Below are 25,156 nucleotides of genomic sequence, written 5' to 3' on the forward strand. Positions count from 1 at the left end.
ACTTGCGCATCCGGTAGATATCAACCCCGGCATCGCCGAGTTCGAGATCGGAAGTGGCGCGCACAACGATGCGTTGCGCATCAACTTGGTCGATGATCCCGGCGCGTTTTGCCATGATCGCCGCACCCGAGTCGCGGGCAACAATTTCTTCGATGCCAGTGCCGACAAGCGGCGCCTCGGCCCGCAGAAGCGGAACCGCCTGACGCATCATGTTTGACCCCATCAAGGCCCTGTTCGCATCGTCATTTTCCAGGAACGGGATCAAAGACGCCGCAACCGAGACCAGCTGTTTGGGCGACACGTCGATCAGATCAACGCTTTCGCTTGGCGCCAGCGTGTAGTCACCGGACTGACGGGTCGACACCAGATCATTGGTGAACTTGCCGTTTTCATCCAGCGAGGCGTTGGCCTGTGCCACAGTGTGGCGCATTTCTTCGGTCGCCGACATGTAGTGCACTTCGTCAGTGACCTGACCTTCGTTCACAACCCGGTAGGGTGTTTCGATGAAGCCATACTTGTTGACACGGGCAAAGGTCGCCAGAGAGTTGATCAGACCAATGTTCGGGCCTTCCGGCGTTTCAATAGGACACATCCGGCCATAGTGGGTCGGGTGCACATCTCGCACTTCAAAACCGGCACGCTCACGGGTCAGACCGCCAGGCCCAAGCGCCGAGAGACGGCGTTTGTGGGTGACTTCCGACAGCGGGTTGGTTTGGTCCATGAACTGCGACAGCTGCGAGGAGCCAAAGAATTCACGTACCGCAGCCGCGGCGGGTTTGGCGTTGATCAGATCCTGTGGCATCACAGTGTCGATCTCAACAGAGGACATCCGCTCTTTGATCGCGCGCTCCATGCGCAACAGACCAACGCGGTACTGGTTTTCCATCAGTTCGCCAACAGAACGCACACGACGGTTGCCAAGGTGGTCAATGTCATCAATGCCGCCACGGCCGTCACGCAGATCAACCAGGGCCTTGATGCAGGAAACGATGTCTTCCTTGCGCAGGGTCCGCTGGGTGTCTTCGGCGTCCAGCGCCAGGCGCATGTTCATTTTCACCCGACCAACGGCCGAGAGATCATAGCGTTCGCTATCAAAGAACAAGGTGTCAAACAGCGCCGAGGCTGCTTCGACGGTGGGGGGTTCGCCCGGGCGCATCACACGGTAGATATCCATGAGCGCGGTGTCGCGACCCATGTTTTTATCCGCCGCCATGGTGTTGCGCATGTAGGGGCCGACATTGACGTTGTCGATGTCCAGAACAGGAATGTCGGTGATCCCGGCATCCATCAGTTCCTTGACGGTGCCACCAATGATGTCGCCGCCTTTGTCGTATTCCATGGTCAGCTCATCGCCGGCCTCAACGTAGATCGCACCGTTTTCTTCGTTGATGATATCCTTGGCGACAAACTTGCCAATGATGTTCTCAAACGGAACCAGAAGATTTTTGATCGCGCCCTCGTCGATCATTTTCTTCACAGCGCGCGGCGTGACCTTTTTACCGGCTTCGGCAAAAACCTCACCCGAGGCCGCATCAACCAGATCATAGGTCGGACGGGTGCCACGGACACGATCGGGGAAGAAGGGGGTCACCCAACCACGGCTCGGATCGAGCGAGTAGTTCACCGTGTTGTAATAGGCATCCATGATGGCTTCCTGGTCCAGCCCCAGCGCATAAAGCAGGGTGGTCACAGGCAGTTTGCGGCGACGGTCAATCCGGGCAAAGACGATGTCTTTGGCGTCGAATTCAAAGTCCAGCCAGGAGCCGCGGTACGGGATGATGCGGCAGGCAAACAGCAGCTTACCAGAGGAATGCGTCTTCCCCTTGTCGTGGTCAAAGAACACGCCGGGCGACCGGTGCATCTGGGAGACGATAACACGCTCGGTGCCATTGACAACAAAGGTGCCGTTGGGGGTCATCAGAGGCATGTCGCCCATGAAGACGTCCTGCTCTTTGATGTCCTTGACCGACTTGGCGCCTGTATCTTCGTCGGTATCAAACACGATCAGACGCAGAGTAACCTTCAGCGGTGCTGAATAGGTCATGTCGCGCTGCATGCATTCTTCGACGTCGTACTTGGGTTTCTCAAACGCGTATTTCACGAACTCCAGAACGGAGGTTTCGTTGAAATCCTTGATCGGGAAAACCGACTGGAAAACGCCCTTGATGCCCTCGCCGTCGAGCGGCTCTGGGGAATCTCCGGAACGGAGAAACAGGTCGTAGGACGATTTTTGAACCTCAATGAGGTTCGGCATATCCAGCACTTCGCGGATTTTGCCATAATATTTGCGTAGACGTTTCTGGCCAAGGAACGTTTGAGCCATGTCAGATGTCACCTTTCGAGTTCTCACCGGTCAAGACTGCTGCCGGGCCACAGCATCTTGCCCATACGAGACAGCGTGGTTGGATCTATTCATGGCCACCGTCCCGAATGGCGGCCTCCCGATCCGTTGAACCGCGCCTGAGAAAGGACCGTTAACAATGGCCCTTTCTAAGACAGATTCGGCTGGACCCGAATTTCTTCGGATCCAGCCTGAAATATATAAGGAAGGGTCAGGGAAACCTGACCAAATCCCCAGACAAAATGGCTTAGGCCACTTCGACTTCGGCGCCAGCTGCTTCCAGCTTGCCTTTGACGTCTTCGGCTTCGTCTTTCGACACGCCTTCTTTGATCTTGCCGCCAGCTTCGACCAGCTCTTTGGCTTCTTTCAGGCCAAGACCGGTGATGCCGCGAACTTCTTTGATCACGTTGATTTTGGATGCGCCGGCGTTCTTCAGAACGACGTCGAATTCAGTTTTTTCTTCTTCGGCAGCGGCGCCATCGGCGGGGCCTGCCATCATCACTGCGCCGCCAGCGGCGGGCTCGATGCCATACTCGTCTTTGAGGATGGTTTTCAGTTCTTGTGCTTCCAGCAGGGTCAGACCCACGATGCTTTCTGCGAGTGCTTTCAGATCAGCCATTGTATCAGCTCTTTCCGTGTTCAGTGTATGTGTTCCAACGCATGGGATATTTCCCCACGCCAGTCATTCAGTGCTAAGCGCTTACGCAGCTTCCGCCTTCTCTTCGATGGTCGAAAGAATGCTTGCGATATTGCTTGCAGGTGCGCCAATGGCCCCAGCGATGTTGCTTGCAGGTGCGCCGATGCAGCTTGCGATCTGAGCAATAAGCTCGTCGCGCGAAGGCATTTTCGACACAGCTGTAACACCAGCCCGGTCCAGAGCGTTCTCACCCATTGCGCCGCCAAGAATTTCGAATTTCTTGTTCTCTTTGGCGAAATCTTCGGCCACTTTGGCAGCTGCCACAGGGTCCTCAGAATAGGTCAGAACGGTCATCCCCGTCAGCAGGTTAGAAATGCTTTCACATGACTTACCCTCGAGGGCGATTTTGGCGAGCCTGTTTTTGGCAACACGCACGGCACTACCAGCATCGCTTGCGCGCGCTCGTAGGTCCTGCATATCAGCAACTGTAAGACCGGCGTAGTGAGCAACCACCACGACGCCAGAGCTTTCGAAGATCTGGCCGAGTTCCTCGACCAATTTCTCTTTCTGGGCTCTATCCACAGTTCTCTCCAAATTTGGGGTGTAAACACCCCGGCTCATTGATGTGCCAGACAAAACTGCCTGACGTTCAAGTCCGTTTTACAGGGATAGCCAACGTCGCCCGAAGGTATAAAAGAACCCTCGATCTTTTTTGTCTCTCCCGTCTCAGGAGGGAAATTAAGACCCGATCGACAGGTCACCCACCATCTTGGACGAAATGAAATAAAGCGCACGACGAATCGCACGCTTTACCTCTTGGTCGTATTACTGCCAATTCGAGGGATTTCCAAGTGGTAAATCACACACCACGGGACAAGACCCACATAACCGCCAAACAAACCCTATCTCGCGCCGCCCCTCACACTGCACGGCGCGATAGAAGCGGCCCCAATAGAAAATGGGCGGACCTTGCGGCACCGCCCATCTTCAATTCACATCGACAAAATGCGATCTCACTCAGAGACAGCGGCGTCCACGTCCAGGGTCACACCGGGGCCCATTGTCGAAGTCAGTACGATCTTCTTCATGTAGGCACCTTTGGCACCCGATGGGCGCGCCTTGGCAACTGCATCAATAAAGGCAGAGACGTTTTCGACCAGCTTGGCTTCATCAAAAGATGCTTTGCCAACACCGGCGTGTACAACGCCACCTTTTTCAGCTTTGAACTGAACTTCGCCGCCTTTGGCCGCTTCAACAGCGGTTTTGACGTCCATGGTCACGGTGCCAACTTTGGGGTTTGGCATCAGGTTACGTGGGCCAAGGATCTTACCCAGACGACCAACGATGGGCATCATGTCAGGGGTGGCAATGCAACGATCGAAATCGAGGTTACCAGCCTGGATGCTTTCCATCAGGTCTTCTGCGCCGATCACATCTGCGCCAGCCGCTTTGGCTTCGTCAGCCTTGGGGCCACGTGCGAATACTGCGACGCGCATGGATTTGCCGGTGCCGTTTGGCAGGCCAACAACGCCACGAACCATCTGGTCCGCGTGACGGGTGTCAACGCCCAGGTTCAGAGCAATCTCGATGGTCTCGTCGAACTTCGAGGTTGCGTTGGCTTTCACCAGAGCAACGGCTTCAGCAACGGTGAGGTTGGCTTTGCCAGCGACTGCTTCGCGCGCGGCGCGGGTACGTTTTCCGAGCTTTGCCATATTACTTCACCTCAATGCCCATGGAGCGGGCGGAGCCCAGGATGATCTTCATCGCCGCTTCGATATCGTTGGCGTTCAGATCTTTCATTTTTGCTTCGGCGATTTCTTTCACCTGAGCAGCGGTCACGGTACCAACGGTTTCACGCGAAGGAGTCTTGGCGCCGGATTTAACTTTGGCAGCCTTCTTCAGGTAATAAGACGCAGGTGGCGTCTTGATGTCCATGGTGAAGGACTTATCCTGATAGTAGGTGATCACGGTTGGGCAAGGCGCACCTGGCTCCATGTCTGCGGTCTTGGCGTTGAACGCCTTGCAGAATTCCATGATGTTGATGCCGCGCTGACCCAGTGCGGGGCCGACGGGTGGAGATGGGTTTGCCTGACCTGCAGGAACCTGCAGTTTCATCGAACCAACAAGCTTCTTAGCCATGTGGTTGTCCTTTCAACGGAGGATGAGACGCGTCCCATCCGGTTTGCTGTTGCGTGGTCCGACCGAAGATCGCGATCCCCGAATCTCCCACGAGAGAATCTCGCCCAAAGACGATATGGGCGGCTCGTATAGCACAAAGCCCTGCGAGACAAGCACAGAAGTGCTACCGATGCGTCCAACGCCGCCCAAGCCTTCAGCACCCCCGTCAGATCATCACCACCAGGCACTGGACGCAGGCCGCGCCACTTGCCTTATGTGCCTGACCTACCCCATATGCGCAGGAACCGCAGCACCGCAAAGGAAAACACCATAATGGACTGGACCTCCCTCGTCAGAGAATTTGTGACACTCTTTGTTGTCATCGATCCAGTGGGAACGATCCCGGTTTTCCTGTTTGCAGTGCAAGCCGTGCCAGCAAAACTTCACCGCCGATTTGCCATGCGGGCTGTGGCGATTGCCGCCCTGGTCTTGCTCCTGTTTCTCGTGGGTGGCCAATTCCTGCTAGAAACGCTGGGCCTCAGGCTGGGCTCCTTTCAGATCGCGGGTGGGATCGTTTTGTTCCTGTTTGCCCTCACGATGATTTTTGGCGAAGCCAAACCGGTGCATGAGATCCAGGAAGCCGAGCGCGATCACCTGGCCGGGGCGGTGTTCCCGCTGGCCATGCCCTCCATTGCCTCCCCCGGTGCGATGCTGGCCATTGTGATACTCACGGACAACCACACCGAAACCATCGCCGATCAGGCGATCACCGCCGGACTGCTGCTGCTGGTTCTGTTGCTGACACTGGTCCTGCTGCTGATGGCGGGGGTCATCAACCAGATCATTGGCCGAACTGGCGCCAGCGTCATCAGCCGGGTGATGGGGATAGTTCTGGTGACCATCGCGGTGGATTCGATCATGGGCGGCATGGAAATGCTTGGCATTCTCGACCTTGCACCAGCCGGAACGGATTCCCCCCTCACACAGGCCACAGGCAGCTAAGGCCTACCAAATGCAAAACGCCGCGAGCCTTTGGGCACCGCGGCGTTTTCAGTTCTGGATCAAATCTGGATCGGCCCGTTCATATCAACCAGCCAAAATCAGGTGGACGATCAGCTCTGTTTGGTAACCTGAGTAAAGTCCAGCTCAACCGGGGTTTCACGACCAAAGATCGACACCGAAACTTTCAGCTTCTGGGTGCCGTCATCAACGCCTTCAACCATACCATCGAAGTCTTCAAACGGACCATCGTTGACCTTGACCTTGTCGCCAATCTCAAAGGAGATCAGGGTACGTGGGGCTTCGATGCCTTCTTCGACGCGGCCCAGGATGCCCTGAACTTCGGCGTCACGCATTGGCATCGGACGTCCCTGCGGGCCAAGAAAGCCAGTGACCCGGTTGATCGAGGAAATCAGGTGATAGCCCCGGTCGGACATTTCCATATGCACCAGCACGTAGCCGGGCATAAAGCGCCGCTCGGTCGAGACTTTCTTGCCGCGGCGGATCTCGATCACCTCTTCGGTGGGGACCAGGACCTCGTCGATGTCATCCTCAAGCCCCTGCTCGGCAACCGAGGTGCGAATCTGCTCTGCGATTTTCTTTTCGAAGTTCGAAAGAACGCTGACCGAATACCACCGTTTCGCCATGAACTTGACCGTCCTTAGTTTTGCCGCGCGAAAGAAAATCAACGCCGTCAGTAAAAATTATTTCCGCCGTGGTCCTGTCAAACACATCAAGCGTTTTAACAAAAATCGGCGCGCAACACGATTCGCCGCACGCCCACGTCAGAGGTTCTGGCTCAACTACCCGCCAACGGGAGCAAGATCAAGAGCCGGGTCCGGTTTTGTGCAAACAGGGTGCCCACCTGCCTGCGCACAGGCCTGGGGCGCATATCGCAGGCCCCCAGCCGGCACAGGTTTGACTGCTTAGCCAAACATGCCAAGCAGGTTTTGCAGGCCAAAGCGGATCACAATATCAACCAGGGCAAAAAACACGGCCGTCAAAGCCGCCATGATAAAGACCATCACTGTGGTCAGCAGAACTTCGCGACGGGTAGGCCAAACGACCTTGCTCACCTCGGCACGGACTTGCTGGATGAACTGAACGGGATTGAGTGTGGCCATGTGCCTTGTGTCTCTCTGCTAGCAGGGTCTGCGGCATTTAACGCCAACAGAGCCCGAATTCAAGCCCTAGGGTTACCTCTGCACCGCGCGCAACGCGCCCAGCGCCTGATTCAGGATCAGGGCCCCATAGGCGCCATTCTTATGAACGCTGTCATCGCCCTGATCGCCAAGGCTGGTTGCAAACGCGGCCCGGGTCAACCCACCGCGGGTCACGGTTTCCTCTGGCTGGCGGATCAGCTGGATGTTGTCCTCATCCATCGCTTTGGCAATCTGGTCCCAGAGCATGTCCCGCTCGGCCTCTGTTGCCTCGGTGTTGACCGTCCGGGCCACCTCGTCCTCGCTGACGATCCCGTCATTGAGAAACCCCGCCGGTGAAAAGAACACCGGGCGCTGCTTGGCAAATTCATGTGCTGCGCGGTACCAGCGGCAACCTTCCAGCCAGCGGACCAGCATCAGATCGCGTACCGCTTGGCTCAGATAGCCCAGCGCCCCTGGCTGACTGGCCAGCACGGGCACCAGGAAGTCAGAGGCGCGCAACCGGCAGCCAATGAACAAGAAGCCATCAAACGCCTGCGGCTCCAGCCCTGCGCTGCGCGCCGGATTGATCTTGGCCAGGCTGTCGCGGGCTGCCGCACTGGTGCCGACAAAACGCCCGTCTTCCAGGTGCAGATCGCGAAACTGCGGCCCCGGTGCGCCCCAGAATTCCAGCTCAACCCCTTCCAGGTCCAGCAGCCCCTCATCCAAGGCATGTTTGACACAGGCGATATGGCTGTCGCCAAAGACACAAAACCGCAGGTTCCGCCCTAGTGAGGTTTTGTTGGTCTTGCTGCTTTTGCTGGCTTTCTTGCCCGCGCTTGGCTTATCCAAAGGCATCCAGGAACTCCTCGTCGCATTTGACCGCCCGCGCCTTTGCGGCTGCGGCCTTGCCGCCGCCCGACGGCTGTCCGCCCCCTTTCGATTTGCGCGCCAGCCAGGGGAAGGCTTCGCTCTGGCAGGCAAAGAAGCTTTCCATCACATGGTTGACCCCCTGGGCCACTACGCTGCGCTGATTGGGCGCGTAGAACATGCCGCGATAGGCGGGATGGGTAATGATCTCATAGGATGGGAAATAATCAACATGGCTGAACTCTACCGCCAGCTCCCCCGCCACCGCCCGCAACACCGATTTGGAATGGGATGTCGCCGTCAGCACGTGCTCGCCAGAGGCGGTTGCGGTCAGCGGCACTGGTGAGACGGTCAGCAGCACCTTCAGCTTGGGGTTGGCCTGACGCAGAATTTTCAACGCCGCCCGCATATCGCGGCGAATGCCGATGAAGCTTTGGTTTACAAACTCATGCTGGTCCGCATCAAAGCGGCCCGCCAGAGTGCCGGGACACATGGCATATTCCAGACCACTTTCCCGGTCGCGCCAGCATTCTGTCAGCCCCATGGTAAAGACAAAGACATCCGCCTCCGTGACAGCGCGGCGAATCGCGGCCAGCACGCCCCTGCGGGAGGCCTGCAGCTCGGCCATATCGGCAAAGCCCTCTGGCTCAATCCCAGGGCGCAGCGGATCATAATACCGCCCCTCCGTCTGCCAGCATTCCGCAGGGGGCTCTTCACCTTCAAACGCATAGCCCAACCATTGCCGCAGCATCCGTGCGGTGTAGATATTGCCAGTGCGAAACGAAAAGATCCCGTAGTTATAGGCCTGGGCCTGATCTTCGCTCAGCAGCTTTGGTGCGGGTTCCGCATCCAGCCAACCATAGCCCCGCGCCACAAGCGCCCGGCTAAAATGCTGCGCAAAACAGGATCCCGCCGTGATCACCTTATGTTTGCGCGCCACCGGGAATTTCGGACGCCATAGCTGCGAAATCTCTAGCGGGTTTCGTGCCGCCACCGCCCGCTTCCAGAAAGCCGTTTCCGGCAAGCCCACATAGGGGTTTGAAGAGTGCTCGCTCATCGTGTCTGCCTGCTATCGTTTTTCTCAGCCTAGGCGGGCTGGAACGGGAAAACAATTCCCTTGCGCCAGGAAACCATTTTGCACTGTCCAGAAATGACCCCACCCCGGATGCAGATGTCGACGCCTGCCGCTGTGGAACACAACATCAATTTGTCGAAACTCAATCTTAATTCCCTTGCAATAGCGTCAGAACACGCAGCCTCAAAGTCTCAGAACGATGACCGGCTGCTCTGTGCGTGACTATGAGATAGGATTCCATGAATATCGCTGTATCCATGACCAAAGCAAACCGCCTGGAACGGAAAAAGAAACATGAGGACGCCGCCAAGATCTATGGCGACATTCTTGCCAAGTTTCCCAAAAACGCCCGCGCTCAAGCGGCGTTGGCCAGCTTACAAAAGAAGATCGCGCAAGATCTCAACCCTCCACTGGAACAGCAAAAAGAACTGGCTGCTGCGTTTGAACGCGGCGATTACGCCAAGGTTGCAAGCACCTGCACCACCCTTCTCACCACGCACAAAAGGTCCGCCTTTCTCTGGACCCTCCTTGGCAAATGCCATCTCCAGTCAAAAAATCTGGATGAGGCAGCAACCATTCTGAACATGGCTTGCGAACTGAATCCAAAGGATCCGTCCGCCCTCTCCGCCTTCGGCGATGTGCGCCGTGCACAGGGGGAAACTGACAATGCCCTGGAGCTCTATCACAAAGCCCTTTCGCTGGAAGGCACCAATCTGGGCGCCCTGAATAATATGGCAAACACGCTTATGGATCTGGGTCGTATCGCCGAGGCGGAGCCACTGTTGGAAAAAGCCACCAAGCTGGCACCCGAAAATCCAGTAATTCTGTTCAACTACAGCACTGTATTGCTCAAAAGTGGTCGCATGGAGCAGGCAAAGGCCTTGCTGGAGAAGGCCACCAAACTGGCCCCAGAGCTACGGAGTGCTCAATACAACCTGGCGCAGCTGCAATCTCTGGATGGGGACAAACAGGCCGCCATCAAACGATTTGAGACCATCCTAAACGCCGATCCCGGCGACGATCGCACCCGGGCCGATAAATTGCACGCGCAGGCACATCTGAATGACTGGAGCTGGATTGAGGAATATCAACAGGTGCGTCGTCAGCTTGGGCTGACGAGCAAGGCGTGCTCTGCCTTTGCCTCACTCACCTTTGAGGACAACCCAGACCTCTTGCGCTTGCGCACCCAGGCCTATGCAAACACGCTCCTTCCCAAGGTCGCCCCTGCAAAGCCTCTGCCTGTTGAACTCATGGGGGCCGAGCGCCCCGACCGGCTGCGCATCGGTTATTTCTCTTCCGACTATCATGATCACGCTACGATGCGTCTGATGGCAGGACTGTTTGAGGCCCATGATCAAAGCCGTTTTGACATCATTGCCTATTCTTTTGATCCAGAGCCCGAAGACGCCATGCGCCGCCGCGTCAGCCAGGCCGTCACCAGCTTCAAGGACATCAGCAAACTCTCTGACGCCGCGGCAACTGAGCTGGCGATCGCAGATGGGTTGGACATCGCCATCGACCTGAAGGGGTTCACCGGCAACAACCGCACAACCCTGTTTGCCAATCGCCTGGCCCCAACCCACATATCCTATCTTGGCTTTCCAGGAACCCTGGGCAGCACCGCCATAGATTACTTTATTGGCGATCACGTCACCTGCCCTGTCGGCAGCGAGCGCTATTTCGAAGAACATCTCATCCGCCTGCCGCACAGCTATCAGGTCAATGATGACAAACGGCCGCTGTCGGGTCACCAGTACACCCGCAAGGACTGCGGCTTGCCAGACGGTGGCTTTGTGTTCTGCTCCTTCAACAGCAGCTACAAGATCACCCCGGTCGAATTTGACATCTGGATGCGCCTGCTTGACCAGGTTGAGGACAGTGTTCTTTGGCTGCTGGACTGCAGCGACAGTTCCAAACAGAATTTGCGCCGCGAAGCCGCAGCGCGCGGCCAGGATCCTGACCGTCTGATCTTTGCCCCCCGCATCGCCCAGGAAGAACACCTGGCCCGACACCAGGCCGCAGATCTGTTTCTCGATACCTTTGTGGTCAACGCCCATACAACAGCCAGTGATGCGCTCTGGGCCGGACTGCCAGTCCTGACCATGCCAGGGCGTCAGTTCGCCTCGCGGGTTGGGGCCAGCCTGGTCAGCGCCATGGGGCTGCCGGAGATGATCACCAAATCCGCCGCCGAATACGAGGCCCGCGCTCTGGAGCTGGCCAGGGACCCGGACGCACTGGCCGCTCTGCGCAGCAAGCTGCAGCGCAATCGCCGCTCTGCGCCCCTGTTTGACACCACAGGCTTCACCCGGAGTCTGGAGCAGGGGTTTGACATGGCCCATGAGCGCTATCTGCAGGGGCTTCCGCCTGCCCATATAGATGTGACAGACCCACCTGTTTCGGGTGCAACACCACCTCATTGGCCCTTGCGCACACCATCCGTCGCACCGGCTGTTTCCGCCCCCTGAGGGGAATACAGATAGACTTGTGGCCGCGCCTTTTGTTGCGCATTAGTCGGGCGCGAGCACACGCAACAGTTTGGGGCGAATAACACGCGCCGCCGGGACACAATCGCTGTCGCGCAACATCTGTTTCGTCAGGCGCAACTGCTTGCGGCGCCTTTCGGGATCGGATGAAAGCAGCGCCTCCAGCGCATTGCGCGCCTGAGCAGTCATGCCCTGATGCAACTCTGGCGAAAAATGCGGCATAAGGCTGGTCAGCTGCGAAACGATTTCAGGCGAAGAATCCGCCAGGAGGTCTGCGACATCCGCCCCGCACGTCCACGTTGTGGCATCGCCCTCACGCAACACCATATCGACGCCAGGAAACAGGGCATTGAGACGCGCAACCATTCCCCGGTTTATCTTGGCCACTGCGCCGCAGGCTGCCCCTGACAGAGCCGGCTTGTGTCCAATCATCTCGACCTTATTCAACTGCAGAAACCAACGAATGTAGCGCCCACTGATCGGGTGTAGCTTACCATCGTGATCAGGCAACACGGAACGTCTCAGGTTCTGCAGAACAATCATTTGCTCTGCTGAGAGGGACCGATTGCGCGCCGTCTGCGGTAATGCAATCTCTCGCCCCGTGAGCTCCTGCAGAACGCCTGCGAAATCCTCGGTCACATCTCCTCCCGCCAGGCGTTTGCGATCAAATGGCCGCACCCGAAACTCCGAAACAAACGGAAAGTCACGCCATGCGCTCAGAAACCGGTCCAATGGCCGATGAAAGCTGTCAGGTTTCGGGAAATATCGATTCCCTTTCAGCGCCTGTTGCGCATAAGACAAATACATGTCCGTTGGTGCGCGCACGTAGGCGATCACCTTGATCTCAGGGTCTTCGGGGGAGATCTGCCTAAGAATGGGCAAAAACTCTTCGGGGGGCAGGGCCAGCAGGTTTTCAGCCGAGAGCAAAACCGTCTGATCCTTTTTCAAAGTGGCGCGAAGGCTTTCAACGATTTCTTTGCCACGCACGAGCGACTCTTCGAGGTTGCCCCGAGATTGCGGACGGACAAGCCGGACCAAATCGATATGATTGGATCCAGAGCTGCCTGTTTCATAAACCAGCCCATTTTCCAACAACGACGCGCGCGCCTGCTTTAAGCTGCCTTGAATCGAAGTGCTGCCACATTTGGCATCGCCCACGTGAAGAATAAACTTGGCCATTTCGCCCACTTTCCAAGGTTTTGCCACCGAACGGCATCGCGTCATAACGCGTAATAGAACCCGATAAACCAATATTCCCCAAGTAGAATGCCGCCGTTGTGAGGTTGACGACTGATTTCGTGGCAATCAAGCCTCGTTGGCGCGCCGCACCAGTTTCCGGGAGACTGGAGCGCAAGTAGAGCGCGGTTTCTGGTTACGGCGTTGGGGGCTGCACAGATTTCGGTTTGATCAGAACATGTACCGACCATCAAATCGCTGCCATCACGGGGCACAAAAATTTGTCCATGATCCAGAAGAATTCAGGCGGCGCGAGTCAAAAAATCCTAGCCAAGCAGGCTAAAGCACTGCGCGAACAGAACAAAACGTGACCGCGATAAACTTTGTGGGAAGCTGTTTTTTAGGAGAGATCGAAAAGGACCGTAAGCCCTTATTTTACTGGCAGGGGCATCAGGGTTCGAACCCGAGACCTACGGTTTTGGAGACCGCATCAATACACTGATATAAAAAGAACATTCCTCCAAAATGGTCAAAACTCGCTCGAACGAAAACAAGTAGTTAGAGCGAACACCCCAACTATTCTGGCACATTCCAATGCAATTTATTTTGCCATTGTACATATTTCTCCGTCAGACAGATGCTCAATATTCTCCGCGAAACTTAGAGGGCCATAGGCGGTGCTACCCATACAGGTCGAGCGAGGTACTGCCCGGAGCTGCACAAGAGGCGAATGGCAGCAAAGCGCAGAAAGCCGCCGCTGCAAAGTTGCGAACCGTTTGCGCCCTTCGGAACCTGATCGGCCCATTGCGGTCATTGGCCACGACTTGCCAATGCTGCGACGCGACCCGTCGAAGCGGCCGCTCGTGCATTGCGCAGCATTTTTTCGGCCGAAACGTTGATAAGCGGGACAAAGCTTGGGAGGTCGAGCCAACCGTTCTGGTGATTCAGGCTCTTGATAGATTTGACTTTTTTCGCACCACGAGCTCGAGTCCATTTGCCTCTAGTAAGGATAGTACGGTTTCTAGCCGTACACCCTGATCACCATTTTCTACTTTTGAAACCGTTGCCTGCCGAAGGTCAGCGCGTTCCGCAATTTCAGCCTGAGTAGAAGCCGTAGCTTTTCTAGCTTCGGCGAGCAAAGCACCCAAGCGTTGCGGGCTTGAAATCAGACCATTCATTGGCGCGTTCCTTGCAGAAAAGATCACACTAGTCAGTATACGCTTTTGCGTATAATTGTATAGGATGAGAACCTTCGCTTCAGTGCAACTCAGCGCAGGCACGTATTGGAGTTTTAAAAACAAATGTCGCTGACCCCTGCAGAGAAGAAGAAACTCAGTGAGTCCGATATCTGTGACCTCTATATTACCCCGGCATTGAAGCGCGCTGGGTGGGATCAGTTTACCCAGATAAGACGTGAGGTAACTTTGACGCCGGGGCCAATCATCGTCCGCGGCAACATGTCTTCGCGCAATAAGAAGAAAAAGAAATTTGCCGATTATGTCTTGTCCTGGGAGCCGTCTCTTCCCGTCGCTGTATTGGAGGCCAAGGACAACAATCATTCTATAGGGCACGGAATGCAGCAGGCTCTCGGTTACGCCGAGATCATGCAGGTTCCAACGGCTTTCAGCTCAAATGGGGATGGTTTCGAACAACACAACAAGCATCCAAGCTCCGGCGATAACATTGAAACATCGCTTTCGTTGACTGCGTTTCCAGACCCCCAAACCCTCTGGGCACGTTACAAATCGTTTCGTGGCATTGAAGATGTTGAGCAAACCTTGCTCATGGAGCCGTACCATGATGACGGGTCGGGCAAAGAGCCGAGGTATTATCAGGCCGAAGCGATCAACCGCACCATTGAAGCTGTCGCCAAGGGCAAGAATCGAGTGCTATTGGTCATGGCGACCGGAACCGGCAAGACCTACACGACTTTTCAGATCATTTGGCGGCTTTGGAAGGCTGGTGCTGCAAAGCGCATTTTGTTTTTAGCTGATCGTAACATTCTTGTTGATCAGACTCTTGTGAATGATTTTAAGCCCTTTGGTTCAGTGATGACCAAAATTGGAAGTCGGAGAGTTGATCCGTCTTATGAAATACACTTGGGTCTATATCAGTCACTCACGGGCCGTGAGGAAAGTGACAAGACGTTCAAGACCGTTTCCCCAGACTTCTTTGATTTGATCGTCGTAGATGAGTGTCATCGCGGAAGCGCATCTGAAAACTCGGAGTGGCGTGAGATCCTCGAGTATTTCAAGGGTGCCATACAGATTGGTTTGACGGCGACGCCAAAGGAAACCAAGGACGTTTCGAGCAGCACCTATTTTGGCGAACCAGCCTACACCTATAGCCTGAAACAAGGGATCGAAGACGGGTTTCTAGCGCCTTACAAAGTGGTGAAAATCGATATCGACAAGGATGTCGAGGGGTGGACCCCGCCACTCGGCGCCATCGATGATCTCGGCAACCCGCTTGAAGACCGACAGTACAACCAGAAAGACATGGATCGACTTCTGGTGCTTAACCAACGCACCAAGCTGGTTGCCGCGAGGGTTATGCAGCTTCTCAACGCGACTGACCCTTTCAGCAAGACCATCATCTTTTGCGAAGACATTGACCACGCCGAGCGGATGCGCAAGGCAATCGTAAACGCTGCCGGCCAGATCGCGATCGATAATCCTCAATATGTCCGGCGTATCACCGGCGATACTAAGGAGGATGGCAAAGCCGATCTGGACAATTTCATCGACCCGGAAAGCAAGTTTCCTGTCATTACGACAACATCGGAAATGCTTACCACTGGCGTAGATGCGAAGACCTGCAAGCTGATAGTCCTCGATAAGACGATCACATCCATGACCACCTTTAAGCAAATCATTGGGCGGGGAACCCGCGTCGATGAGGAGCATGGCAAGTGGTACTTCACCATCATGGACTTCAAAAAAGCAACTGAGCTCTTCAACGACCCAGATTTTGACGGGGAAGCGGTCGTAATCTACGAGCCAGGCGATAATGATCCACCCGAACCTCCTGATCCCCCAATTGATCCGGAAGACGATCATTTGGAACTGCCAGATAGTACTGGCATAACCAAGCTAGTCGTCAGCGGCGTCGAAGTAGAGATCATTGCCGAACGCGTCAGCTTCATCGGGCCCGACGGTGCATTAATCACAGAATCCTACAAAGAATTTGCTCGAAAGCAGATTTTGACTGAGTTCTCGTCCTTGGATGACTTCATCCGCAAGTGGAACGACGCTGAAAAGAAGGCCGCGATCATCCAAGAGCTTGAGGAGCATGGCATCTTGTTGGAGAACTTGGCCGAGGAGGTCGGCAAGGATTTCGGCGATTTCGACCTGCTCTGCCACATCGCATACGACCAGCCGCCCCTCACGCGCGCGGAGCGGGCCAACAACGTCAAGAAGCGCAACTACTTCACAAAATACGGAGATGAGGCCCGCAAGGTCTTGTCAGCGCTTCTGGACAAGTATGCGGACGAAGGTGTGCGCACGATCGAAGACGCCCGCGTCTTGCGTCTTGACCCCTTCGATGAAATTGGAACACCGGTCGAGATCATCCGCGATGTGTTCGGCGGCAAAGAACAATACGAACAAGCCGTTAGAGAGCTTGAGCAACAGATATACAGACAGGCGGACGGATAAATGGGTGATCTTACCAGCATCATCAAGGCAATTCAGGACATCATGCGCAAAGACGTGGGTGTCGATGGTGATGCGCAGCGCATCGGCCAGATGGTGTGGATGTTCTTCCTGAAGATTCTCGATGACCGCGAACAGGAACTTGAACTCATCGATGACGACTTCGTGTCGGCACTTCCCGATCACCTAAGGTGGCGCAATTGGGCGGGCGAGCGTGAAGGCCTGACCGGCGAAGGTCTGTTTGACTTTGTGCAAGATACGCTCTTCCCAAAGCTGAAGGCGCCTGTGAAGACGCAAGGCCCGCAGCGAGAACAGGCGCTCATCATCCAGCGCGTCTTCGAGAACGCCTACAACTACATGAAATCCGGCACGTTGCTGCGCCAGGTCATCAACAAGATCAACGAGGTTGATTTCAATAACCGCGAAGACTGGCACACCTTTGGCGGCATCTATGAGCAAATCCTGCGTGACCTGCAAAGCGCGGGCAACGCTGGCGAATTCTACACGCCTCGGGCGGTGACCCGCTTCATCGTGAACCGCGTTGATCCAAAGCTGGATGAGGTTGTGTTCGACCCGGCCTGCGGTACGGGCGGTTTCCTGACATGCGCCATCGATCACAAGAAAGAACACTACGCGAAGACCAGCAAAGAGCGGCAGCAGCTCGCCAAGACCATCAAGGGAGTTGAGAAGAAGCCGCTGCCCTACATGCTCTGCATGACCAACATGATCCTGCATGGGATCGACAGCCCCTCGAACATCCGCCTCGATAACACGTTGGCAAAACCCTACCGCGACTATGGCGATAAGGACCGCGTGCACTGCATCATCACCAACCCGCCCTTTGGTGGGATCGAGGAAGACGGGATCGAGCAGAACTTCCCAGCAGGCCTACGCACCCGTGAAACCGCTGATCTTTTCATTGCGGTCATCATCAAGCTGCTCAAGAAACACGGCCGCGCTGCGGTCGTTCTGCCGGATGGTTTTCTGTTTGGCGAAGGCACAAAGACACGGCTGAAAGAGTCTCTTTTGACCGAGTGCAACCTTCACACCATCGTTCGCCTGCCTAACGGTGTCTTCAACCCTTACACGGGCATCAAGACCAACATCCTGTTCTTCACCAAAGGCGAGCCGACGACGGATGTCTGGTTCTACGAACACCCCTATCCCGAGGGCGTGAAGAACTACAACAAATCCAAGCCCATGCAGTTCGCGGAGTTCCAGCCCGAGATCGACTGGTGGGGGGATGAGGCCGATGGCTTCAAGGCGCGCAAGGAGACCAATCAGGCGTGGAAACGCAGCGTGGAATACTTCGAACAACGCGGTTTCAATCTCGACGACAAGAACCCGTTTGAGGCTGCGAAGAAAAACTTGGACCCAGACGATCTCTTGGAGGACTACCGGATCGCGCAAGACGACATTCAAAAGCTGCGTGATCAGTTGAAATCGATCCTGTCGGACGCGTTGAGCGGTGGCCGCCCATGACAGATGTGAACCAGCTCATCACAGAGTATTTGGACATCTGGTCATCTGCCATTGAAAAGAAGTCAAGCGCGGGCCGTGGGAACAGCGGCGCGGTAACTCTCTACGGGATTAAGAGGCTACGTGCACTAGTTTTGGAATTGGCTGTGCGAGGTAAGTTAGTGCCTCAAGGTGTGGATGGTGGCGCGACGAATTCTTACCTCGATGATGTCATTCGAGTGCGCAATGAGCTCGTGAAACACGGTAAGGCGAAAAAGCTGAAAAAGCTGCCTGCGATCCTAGAGAACGAAGTTCCGTTTGAGACCCCGAATGGATGGAGCTGGGTAAGACTGCAAGATATCTCGGAATACATTCAACGCGGCAAGAGCCCAAAATACACAGTTAGCGGTCGGGTTCAGGTCATCTCGCAAAAGTGCGTACAGTGGGGATCCTTTGACCTGGAGAAGGCCAGATACATTAGCGATGACAGCATAGAGGGTTATGGTCCTGAGCGTTTTCTGAGAAGTGGGGACGTACTTTGGAATTCCACAGGTACTGGTACTGTCGGGCGTGTTTTGTCAGTTGAAATCGAAGAAGAGCAAGCTTTAGTCGCTGACTCACACGTAACAGTGGTTCGGTCGATCTCTGGCTGTCCCAAGTTTCTGGAAGTCTACCTTTCATCTGCAGGTATCCAAGATCGTATCGATCCGGCACACGAGCGTTCGTTGGTATCAGGTTCGACAAAGCAAGTGGAATTGAATACCAGCACCGTCAACGCATTACCGATACCTTTGCCACCGTTAGAAGAACAACACCGCATCGTAGCCAAGGTGGACGAGCTGATGGGGCTGTGTGATGCGTTGGAGCGGCAGACTGAGGACAGCCTCAAGGCGCACCAAACCCTCGTCGAAACCTGCCTCGCCACCCTCACCAACAGCCGATCCCCCGAAGAGCTCAACCAAAACTGGACCCGCATCGAAGCCCACTTCGACACGCTGTTCACGACGGAAGAGAGTATTCAGGCGCTTGAAGCCGCCATCGTAGAACTCGGTGTGACAGGCCTCTTGGTTCCCCAAATTGAGGCAGATGAGCCAGCCACACAATTATTGCAGCGGGTTGCTAAGGATATCGCAGCATACTCGAAGTTGAATAAGGTCAGACCGGTTAAGCCAACCGAGATTACTGCGCAGGAAAGTCAGGCTGGACGTCTTCCTTCCGGTTGGGTTGAAACTCGTCTTTCTTCATTGTTTCGGGTGGTGACAGATGGTGATCACCAAGCGCCACCGCGTGCAAGCGATGGTGTTGCATTTCTCACTATCGGAAATATTAGCTCAGGGCAGTTGAACTTTGAGGGCTGCCGCAGGGTTCCCGATGATTACTACAACGGGTTGCCAGCCTATAGAACGCCCCGTTTGGGTGACATTCTGTATACTGTTGTCGGCGCGACCTATGGTCGTCCAGTGCTTGTTGAGACTGAAGAGCAGTTTTGTGTTCAGAGACACATTGCCATACTCAAACCATCTGTTGAGTTGGACGTCGACTATTTAGTGTGGATGTTAAAGTCTGCGTGGGTCTACAGTCAGGCACGCGACGGGATTACCGGATCGGCGCAGCCCACTCTTGCACTCAAGCCTCTCAGGAATTTTCTAGTCTTACTCCCCCCTCGCGCGCAACAGGAACGAATTTCTCTAAAAATCAAACAGTTGCATCAGCTTACGGCAAAGCTTCGGGAGAGCATTTCGGTATCGACCGAAACAGAAATCCGTTTGGCCGATACCCTTACCTCCAAAATTTATTGAGAAAACATGCATTTAAAATCTGTCCGGTGCTGCGAGCACAAAAGCCTTAGCCAACTTACCTCAACCTCTCTGGTTTGCGAGAGGGTTGCCCATGCCCTGGCCTGACTTCACTGAGTTGACCTTCGGCTTCGCTTTCCTGCGCGAGCTGGAACAAAATTACGTGCTTGGCGGTAAGTTCCCCAAGGCCCCTGACTTCATCAGCCAAGGCGCAGAGGCAACGAAAGGCTATGATGTCGAGGTCACCCTCGACGGATCAACGCCGGTCTTTATCCAGCTGAAGCGCTCCTACGTTCTGGTGCGCAACAGTGCACGCGAGATACAGGACGGCGTCTACGCGGACCCGAAGGTCTATCGCATGAACCTGCACAAGAATGGCAAGTATCGCCAACACAAGGCGCTTCAAGGTCTCGAGGCGCTCGGCAATGCCGTTTTCTACGTGACCAGCCAGATACACACACCCAAGGAATTCTCAGACGCCTACAGCGGCGGAACGGTTGTGTCGCAGGCCTCAGCAATGTTTGCGCCCAATGAGATCATTTTGCCGGACGACACGAAGGATCATCACGTCAGCTTCAAGCCGAACGATAGTTTTGGCTACGTGTATTCCAAAGAACCGCACCAGTTCGAACGAAAGTTCCAGAGCTTTGATAGCTGGCTTCCGGCTGTTGGGCAGCGCGCGCAAGGTGCGAAAGAGAACGGGCAACTGCTTGAAAAGACGGTTGAGTTCTTGAAGAAGAAGCGTGGCCCCCGCGATCCTGTCCGCCAAATGATCCGCGACCAACCGCTCGAAGCCCAAGCCGCGATCCTCGCCTATTTTATCCTCGACGCCCAACTGACCTTCGTGAAGACATAGGGGAAATCTATGCGCCTAAAATCTGTCTGGATCAGCGAATATAAGAACCTTCGCGACTTCACGCTCACCTTTGACGGCGAAAGCTTCCTCGACATCTTCGTCGGCAAGAACGGCACGGGTAAGTCTAACTTTTTCGAGGCCCTGGTGGAGATCTTCAACTTCGTCTTTGCCTCGACGAAGCGGCGCAGCGAGATCAGTTTCGACTTCGATCTGTTCTACGAGATCGATGGTGATGACGTGCGCGTGCGTCGTGAGGTTGGCCAGTTGCAGGTCAACGGAACGAACCGTTCGAAAATCGCCGACGCGCTGACACCCGACAACGTTATCATCTACTATTCCGGTCACAGCGACAAAATCACGTCTACCGTAGATCAGTACTCCCGGGCCTACGCCCGCCGGAACCGCAAATGGACCGGCGAGGAGGCGCGGGAGTTCATCAGCATCGGCGCGGAGTACAAGGAGATGCTGCTTGCGATCCTGTTAATGCAGCCTGACGATTGTGCGGCCCGTCGCTACATCTGCCAGAAGCTGGGGATCGAGGTCACGTCAGAAACCGCCACGCTTCGGCTTTCGCCGCCCAGGTTTAAGCACAGCGATGTCGAAGTTGGCGATGTGGCTTCGTTCCTATGGGGGGCGAAGGGCCAATCACTCGTTTTCGTTGAACGGTTGCTCAACTGTGTGAGGGGCGAGTTCACACGAGACTCGATTTATGACCGTGGGCAAGATCGATATACTATCCGCATTAATCTTGAGCTCTTCCGTGAAGAGTTTGCCGACGCGTCGTCGTCTGATCTTTTTCGCCAATTCGACAACCTTAATACACTTGGCATGTATAAGGGCTTGTCCATTCCGATCGGTTTGGGCGACGGAAGGCCGATCCTTGTCGGAGATTTTAGCGACGGCCAGTTCCAATCCATCTACATCTTCGCGATCACGGAATTCTTCAAGGACCGAAACTGCATCACACTCCTCGATGAACCAGACTCCTTTCTGCATCCTGAGTGGCAGTTTAGCTTTCTGAAGCAGGTAGAAGACATTGCGGCCACCGAAGCCGCCAAGACAAATCACGTTCTGCTCAGTAGTCACAGTGCTTCGACGATCGTCGAGGCCAATGAACCGCAGATACGCCTTTTTGAGATTGCGGATGGCAACGTCTCGGCGGTGCAGCGTGATAAAGCGGCAGTAGTTCAGTCACTCTCGGCTGGGCTAATTACGTTCGGTGAGCGTGAGGCGCGCCTCAACATTTATCACAATCTCAAGAACACCATTGGGCCAGTGCTGATGGTTGAAGGGGTTACGGACGAAATCATCTTCGAGACGGCTTGGCGCAAGTTGTATGGAGCGGATGCGAACCGGCCTTTTGAGATATTGAGTGCATTTGCTTGCACAACACTCGGCCGCTTGATGCGTAGCAATGAGTTTTACCAAAACAATCAGGGGCGCTCGATATTTGCGCTGTATGACTGGGATGACGCTTACAACGAATGGAACATGAACAATAGTCAAGTTGTTCAGGCTGATGTTTCGCGTTGTTTGGTCAAAAAGCGGAATGGAGTGGACGGCTATAACTTGATGTTGCCGGTCTCCGAGGAACACAGCTGCTACGGGCAAGTTGTGAACGCAGCCACCGGTGAACACTACAAAAGCAAGTCAAGTTTCCCCATGGAGCTGCTTTTTCGCGACGCGCCTGGAGTAGACGCTCATTTTGAGATCGATCCGACACGCCCCGGCGATTGTCAGCGCTTCAAGGGCGACAAAGCAGCCTTTGCAAAGGAAGTAGTGCCCGCTCTACCGCCTGCTGCGTTTGAGCCAGTTCGGCCCGTTTTTGACTTTGTCCTGCATACCATCGGCCAATAGGAGCCAAATCAGCTTTCTGGCGGCTCTGGCGTCAACGTCCGCTTCGGTGAGACTTTGCCCACGCTCGCGCATCCGCAGCTAACTTCTGCTTCCCGCCCTTCGAGCTGACGGGACCACTACGCCCCGCCAGCCAATGTCCCCCTATCAGATCAAGCCGATGCGCGGTTCAAAGTTGGATATGATCAGCTCGGCCGCATCCGTCGCACCACCAGCAGCGACGGTATATTTCAACCGCACCTGTTCAAACTCAAACCCGGCGAACAGCTCGCGGATCTCGGGGCAGTCGTTGATTGACAGAATGAACTTGCCACGGATCGCACCCAGTTGCTCCGCCATTGACTGGAAGGCACTGCGTTCAAACAGACCTTTGCCATAGTCGCTTTCACCGCCCCAATAGGGCGGATCGAGGTAGAACAGCGTCTTGCTGCCATCATAGCGGCGGATCAGATCTGACCAGTCGAGGTTCTCAAATATGACGCTTTCCAGCCGTTCATGGGCGGCCTCGAGGATTGGTTCCAGGCGGGACAGGCTGAACCGGGACGGACGATCGGTGGCCACGCCAAAGACACCACCGAGCTTGCCGCCAAAAGCCTGGCGCTGAAGATACAAAAACCGGGCCGCGCGTTGCAGATCGGTCAGGGTGGCGGGATCGGTTTTGCGCAGCCGCTCAAACTCCCGGCGCGAGGCGATCTGATAGCGCATCACCTCCATCAGCTGCGGCAAATGCTGCTGCAGAATGCGGAACAGATTGGTGATTTCGCCATTGAAGTCATTGGCGACCTCGCACTGCGGCTTCCAGCTGCGGCGCAGAAAAACACCGCCCATGCCGACAAAGGGTTCGGCATAGGTGGCATGGTCGACAGCCTCGATGCGCGCGATGATGCGGGCACTCAGGGCCTTTTTGCCCCCAAGCCAGGGGGCGACTGGCGCGGCAGGGCGCACCTTTGTCATTGTTGTCATTGCTGATTCCAGAATATGGGGTGCCCACTCTCGCGAGAGTCGGGCGACATTTTCTGAAGTGTCATGTCGGCGCAGCCGCTTTGAACGGTAGGCTGCGTGGGAACGGGTGTTTGCGCACCCGATCCCCCCGCTAGGGCGCGGAGGGATCAGTCTTCAAGAATTGGCGCGGCCAGGATTTCAGCCACAGCCGTCAACCGGCCATTGGCGCAGCGCCTCCCCCTTGCCTCGGCAATCAGCGCATCCGATAGCTGGCCCTCAGTCTGGGGCACCGGCCCGGTGTATCCGGCGCAGGGCTGCAGCAGATCGGGTGGCACGCGGGGCGGTGGTATGACCCGCTCACTGGTCCGATCGGAACAGGCGCCGAGCAGTAGCGGCAAGCAAAGGGGATAAAGGCGCATTGCGGCCCTCCATCTGTTGCAGATCATTTGATAGCGCCACCCAGGCGCGGGCCTCATCGGCAGCGCGGTCCAGGTGGGCGCGATGAATGCGGGCGGTCTCGGCGGCTTGCTGCAGGCTGGCCTGCGCTGTTGCAAGATCCGCCTGCGTGACGGCCAGCTCGACCCGCAGCCGGGCGCGATCCTGGAAGGCAGAGGCCACAGTCCAGACCGCCCCGGCCAGCATAGCCACCAGGACAATGCCGGGCAGATTTCGCGAGAGAACAGCCGGGATCATGCCGCCTCTTTCAGCGCCTGATGGCACATGGCGCGTTCAGCGCCGCGCCGATTTACCAGCCCAGCCCAGACGCGCCCGCCTGCCTTGTTCCAGCGCGGCAACTCATCGCAGGCGCCTGTGAGATCCCCGACATTGGCCTTGCGCACCAGGGTCGATTTGCAGGCCGCCCCTGCCCCGACGTTGTAGGTCCAGGACACCAGAGCGATCTTCATGCCCACCGGCACCGGCTGGGTCAAACAGCGGTCCAGCGCCGCCTCATAGGCCAGGATCTCACGCGCCAGCATGGCATCGCAGTCGGCCTTGCCGTAGCGATCACCAGGCTGCACCCCCTTGGTTTCGCCATAGCAGACGGTCCAGACGCCAACGACATCGCGGTAGGCCTCGGTCCGCAGCCCCTCCCACTGGCCGATGAAGCCAATGGCGCCGGACATCGCAATACCGCTGCCCGCGATCAGCCCGAGCGTGCGCCGCCGCATCGCGCCAGACTGATCGCGCCGGAAGGCGGCAAGGCTGGACAGGCCCGAGAGCCCGTTCTGCAGCACCAGCCGCGCCGGGATCGCCAGCGCCTGACATGTGGCCGAGGCCATGGCAAAATACAGCGGATCCCAGCCCAGCATGCCGGGTTGAACCAGGGCCAGGAAGTATCCGCCCAGCAGAACCAGGCTCGCCAAGATGAGCCAGACAGACCAGGACTTGCCGAGCGTGGCGCGCCAGTTTGAGATCAGTTTCATGATGTTTGCTCCAATGCAAAAGACCCCGCCAAAGGCAGGGTTGGGTTCAGGTTTTGGGTTTTGTGGTTTCGTTACGGCTTAGTTCGCACCAGCCATTTGGTCAGCAACACCTCAGCGCCGCGGGGGCCGATATAGGCCGCCAGCGCCACAATGCCAGTGGTCACGGTGGGCCCGGCGCCCATATAGCTGGCAATGGCCTCGCCAATGATGGCCATGCCGATGGCCTCCGGGATTGCCCAGAGCAGTTCCGGGCCAAAGAAGCGCCGCTGGCCTTTGCGCACCTCGCCGGAATGCCACATCAGGCGGCCTATACTGGCCCCTACTAGCGTGGTGGC

The 25,156-nt window shown here is 56.1% G+C and carries 22 protein-coding genes; 7 read left to right on the plus strand and 15 right to left on the minus strand.

From position 1 onward, the window contains the following. From rpoB to rplK, 5 genes are all read right to left on the minus strand, one after another. The coding region (gene rpoB, locus QZ268_RS19455) for a DNA-directed RNA polymerase subunit beta (protein WP_295455775.1) at window positions 1-2,323 on the minus strand (2,323 nt) is incomplete at its 3' end. A gap of 265 nt (window positions 2,324-2,588) precedes the next feature. Continuing rightward, a complete protein-coding gene (gene rplL / locus QZ268_RS19460) occupies window positions 2,589-2,960 on the minus strand; it encodes a 50S ribosomal protein L7/L12 (RefSeq protein WP_295455777.1) in 372 nt (123 codons plus the stop codon). An 81-nt stretch (window positions 2,961-3,041) separates the two neighbouring features. Continuing rightward, window positions 3,042-3,560: a 50S ribosomal protein L10 gene (gene rplJ / locus QZ268_RS19465; protein WP_295455778.1), complete on the minus strand. Its 519-nt coding sequence runs from the start codon at window positions 3,558-3,560 to the stop codon at window positions 3,042-3,044. Window positions 3,561-3,991: 431 nt separating this feature from the next. Then, entirely contained in the window at window positions 3,992-4,690 is a 699-nt protein-coding gene (gene rplA, locus QZ268_RS19470; protein ID WP_295455780.1) for a 50S ribosomal protein L1, read from the minus strand. A gap of 1 nt (window position 4,691) precedes the next feature. Beyond that, window positions 4,692-5,117, minus strand: coding sequence for a 50S ribosomal protein L11 (rplK, locus tag QZ268_RS19475; protein WP_009810689.1), 426 nt, complete (start codon window positions 5,115-5,117; stop codon window positions 4,692-4,694). 312 nt (window positions 5,118-5,429) lie between these two features. On the opposite strand from rplK, the gene QZ268_RS19480 reads away from it, so the two are divergent. Continuing rightward, window positions 5,430-6,098: a MarC family protein gene (locus tag QZ268_RS19480; RefSeq protein WP_295455783.1), complete on the plus strand. Its 669-nt coding sequence runs from the start codon at window positions 5,430-5,432 to the stop codon at window positions 6,096-6,098. A gap of 110 nt (window positions 6,099-6,208) precedes the next feature. Here the strand turns inward: QZ268_RS19480 and nusG are convergent, their stop codons facing one another. The 4 genes from nusG to QZ268_RS19500 all read right to left on the minus strand — a co-directional run bounded on the left by nusG (window position 6,209) and on the right by QZ268_RS19500 (window position 9,161). After that, a complete protein-coding gene (gene nusG / locus QZ268_RS19485; protein ID WP_295455785.1) occupies window positions 6,209-6,742 on the minus strand; it encodes a transcription termination/antitermination protein NusG in 534 nt (177 codons plus the stop codon). A 279-nt stretch (window positions 6,743-7,021) separates the two neighbouring features. Next, window positions 7,022-7,219 carry a preprotein translocase subunit SecE gene (gene secE / locus QZ268_RS19490; protein WP_295455787.1) on the minus strand — a complete coding sequence of 66 codons (198 nt, stop codon included), beginning with the start codon at window positions 7,217-7,219 and terminating at the stop codon, window positions 7,022-7,024. Between the two features lie 72 nt (window positions 7,220-7,291). Beyond that, window positions 7,292-8,092: a hypothetical protein gene (locus tag QZ268_RS19495; RefSeq protein WP_295455789.1), complete on the minus strand. Its 801-nt coding sequence runs from the start codon at window positions 8,090-8,092 to the stop codon at window positions 7,292-7,294. After that, on the minus strand, window positions 8,079-9,161 hold the full coding sequence (locus tag QZ268_RS19500; RefSeq protein WP_295455791.1) for a GSCFA domain-containing protein: 1,083 nt from the start codon (window positions 9,159-9,161) through the stop codon (window positions 8,079-8,081). The genes QZ268_RS19495 and QZ268_RS19500 overlap by 14 nt, the downstream gene beginning before the upstream one ends. Before the next feature lie 257 nt (window positions 9,162-9,418). On the opposite strand from QZ268_RS19500, the gene QZ268_RS19505 reads away from it, so the two are divergent. After that, window positions 9,419-11,644 carry a tetratricopeptide repeat protein gene (locus QZ268_RS19505; RefSeq protein ID WP_295455793.1) on the plus strand — a complete coding sequence of 742 codons (2,226 nt, stop codon included), beginning with the start codon at window positions 9,419-9,421 and terminating at the stop codon, window positions 11,642-11,644. 42 nt (window positions 11,645-11,686) lie between these two features. On the opposite strand, the gene QZ268_RS19510 is transcribed toward QZ268_RS19505, so the two are convergent. Beyond that, complete coding sequence (locus tag QZ268_RS19510) at window positions 11,687-12,841, minus strand: hypothetical protein (protein WP_295455795.1); 1,155 nt, start codon at window positions 12,839-12,841, stop codon at window positions 11,687-11,689. A 941-nt stretch (window positions 12,842-13,782) separates the two neighbouring features. Continuing rightward, complete coding sequence (locus QZ268_RS19515) at window positions 13,783-14,016, minus strand: helix-turn-helix domain-containing protein (protein ID WP_295455797.1); 234 nt, start codon at window positions 14,014-14,016, stop codon at window positions 13,783-13,785. 123 nt (window positions 14,017-14,139) lie between these two features. On the opposite strand from QZ268_RS19515, the gene hsdR reads away from it, so the two are divergent. From hsdR to QZ268_RS19540, 5 genes are all read left to right on the plus strand, one after another. Then, on the plus strand, window positions 14,140-16,494 hold the full coding sequence (gene hsdR / locus QZ268_RS19520) for an EcoAI/FtnUII family type I restriction enzme subunit R (RefSeq protein WP_295455799.1): 2,355 nt from the start codon (window positions 14,140-14,142) through the stop codon (window positions 16,492-16,494). Further along, the gene (locus QZ268_RS19525; RefSeq protein ID WP_295455801.1) at window positions 16,495-17,973 is read left to right on the plus strand and encodes a class I SAM-dependent DNA methyltransferase; all 1,479 of its coding nucleotides are present in this window, start codon (window positions 16,495-16,497) and stop codon (window positions 17,971-17,973) included. Continuing rightward, complete coding sequence (locus QZ268_RS19530; protein ID WP_295455803.1) at window positions 17,970-19,748, plus strand: restriction endonuclease subunit S; 1,779 nt, start codon at window positions 17,970-17,972, stop codon at window positions 19,746-19,748. Before QZ268_RS19525 ends, QZ268_RS19530 begins: the two co-directional genes overlap by 4 nt. Window positions 19,749-19,839: 91 nt before the next feature. Then, on the plus strand, window positions 19,840-20,601 hold the full coding sequence (locus QZ268_RS19535) for a hypothetical protein (protein WP_295455805.1): 762 nt from the start codon (window positions 19,840-19,842) through the stop codon (window positions 20,599-20,601). Window positions 20,602-20,610: 9 nt separating this feature from the next. Continuing rightward, the gene (locus tag QZ268_RS19540; protein WP_295455806.1) at window positions 20,611-22,458 is read left to right on the plus strand and encodes an AAA family ATPase; all 1,848 of its coding nucleotides are present in this window, start codon (window positions 20,611-20,613) and stop codon (window positions 22,456-22,458) included. 144 nt (window positions 22,459-22,602) lie between these two features. On the opposite strand, the gene QZ268_RS19545 is transcribed toward QZ268_RS19540, so the two are convergent. The 4 genes from QZ268_RS19545 to QZ268_RS19560 form a co-directional block, all read right to left on the minus strand. After that, window positions 22,603-23,409, minus strand: a complete 807-nt coding sequence (locus QZ268_RS19545; protein WP_295455814.1) for a DNA adenine methylase — start codon at window positions 23,407-23,409, stop codon at window positions 22,603-22,605. A 345-nt stretch (window positions 23,410-23,754) separates the two neighbouring features. Further along, a complete protein-coding gene (locus tag QZ268_RS19550) occupies window positions 23,755-24,090 on the minus strand; it encodes a hypothetical protein (protein WP_295455808.1) in 336 nt (111 codons plus the stop codon). Next, complete coding sequence (locus QZ268_RS19555; RefSeq protein WP_295455810.1) at window positions 24,087-24,821, minus strand: lysozyme; 735 nt, start codon at window positions 24,819-24,821, stop codon at window positions 24,087-24,089. The genes QZ268_RS19550 and QZ268_RS19555 overlap by 4 nt, the downstream gene beginning before the upstream one ends. A 71-nt stretch (window positions 24,822-24,892) precedes the next feature. Beyond that, the coding region (locus QZ268_RS19560) for a phage holin family protein (RefSeq protein WP_295455812.1) at window positions 24,893-25,156 on the minus strand (264 nt) is incomplete at its 5' end.

The organism is uncultured Pseudophaeobacter sp., from assembly GCA_905479575.1.
Lineage (GTDB): Bacteria > Pseudomonadota > Alphaproteobacteria > Rhodobacterales > Rhodobacteraceae > Pseudophaeobacter.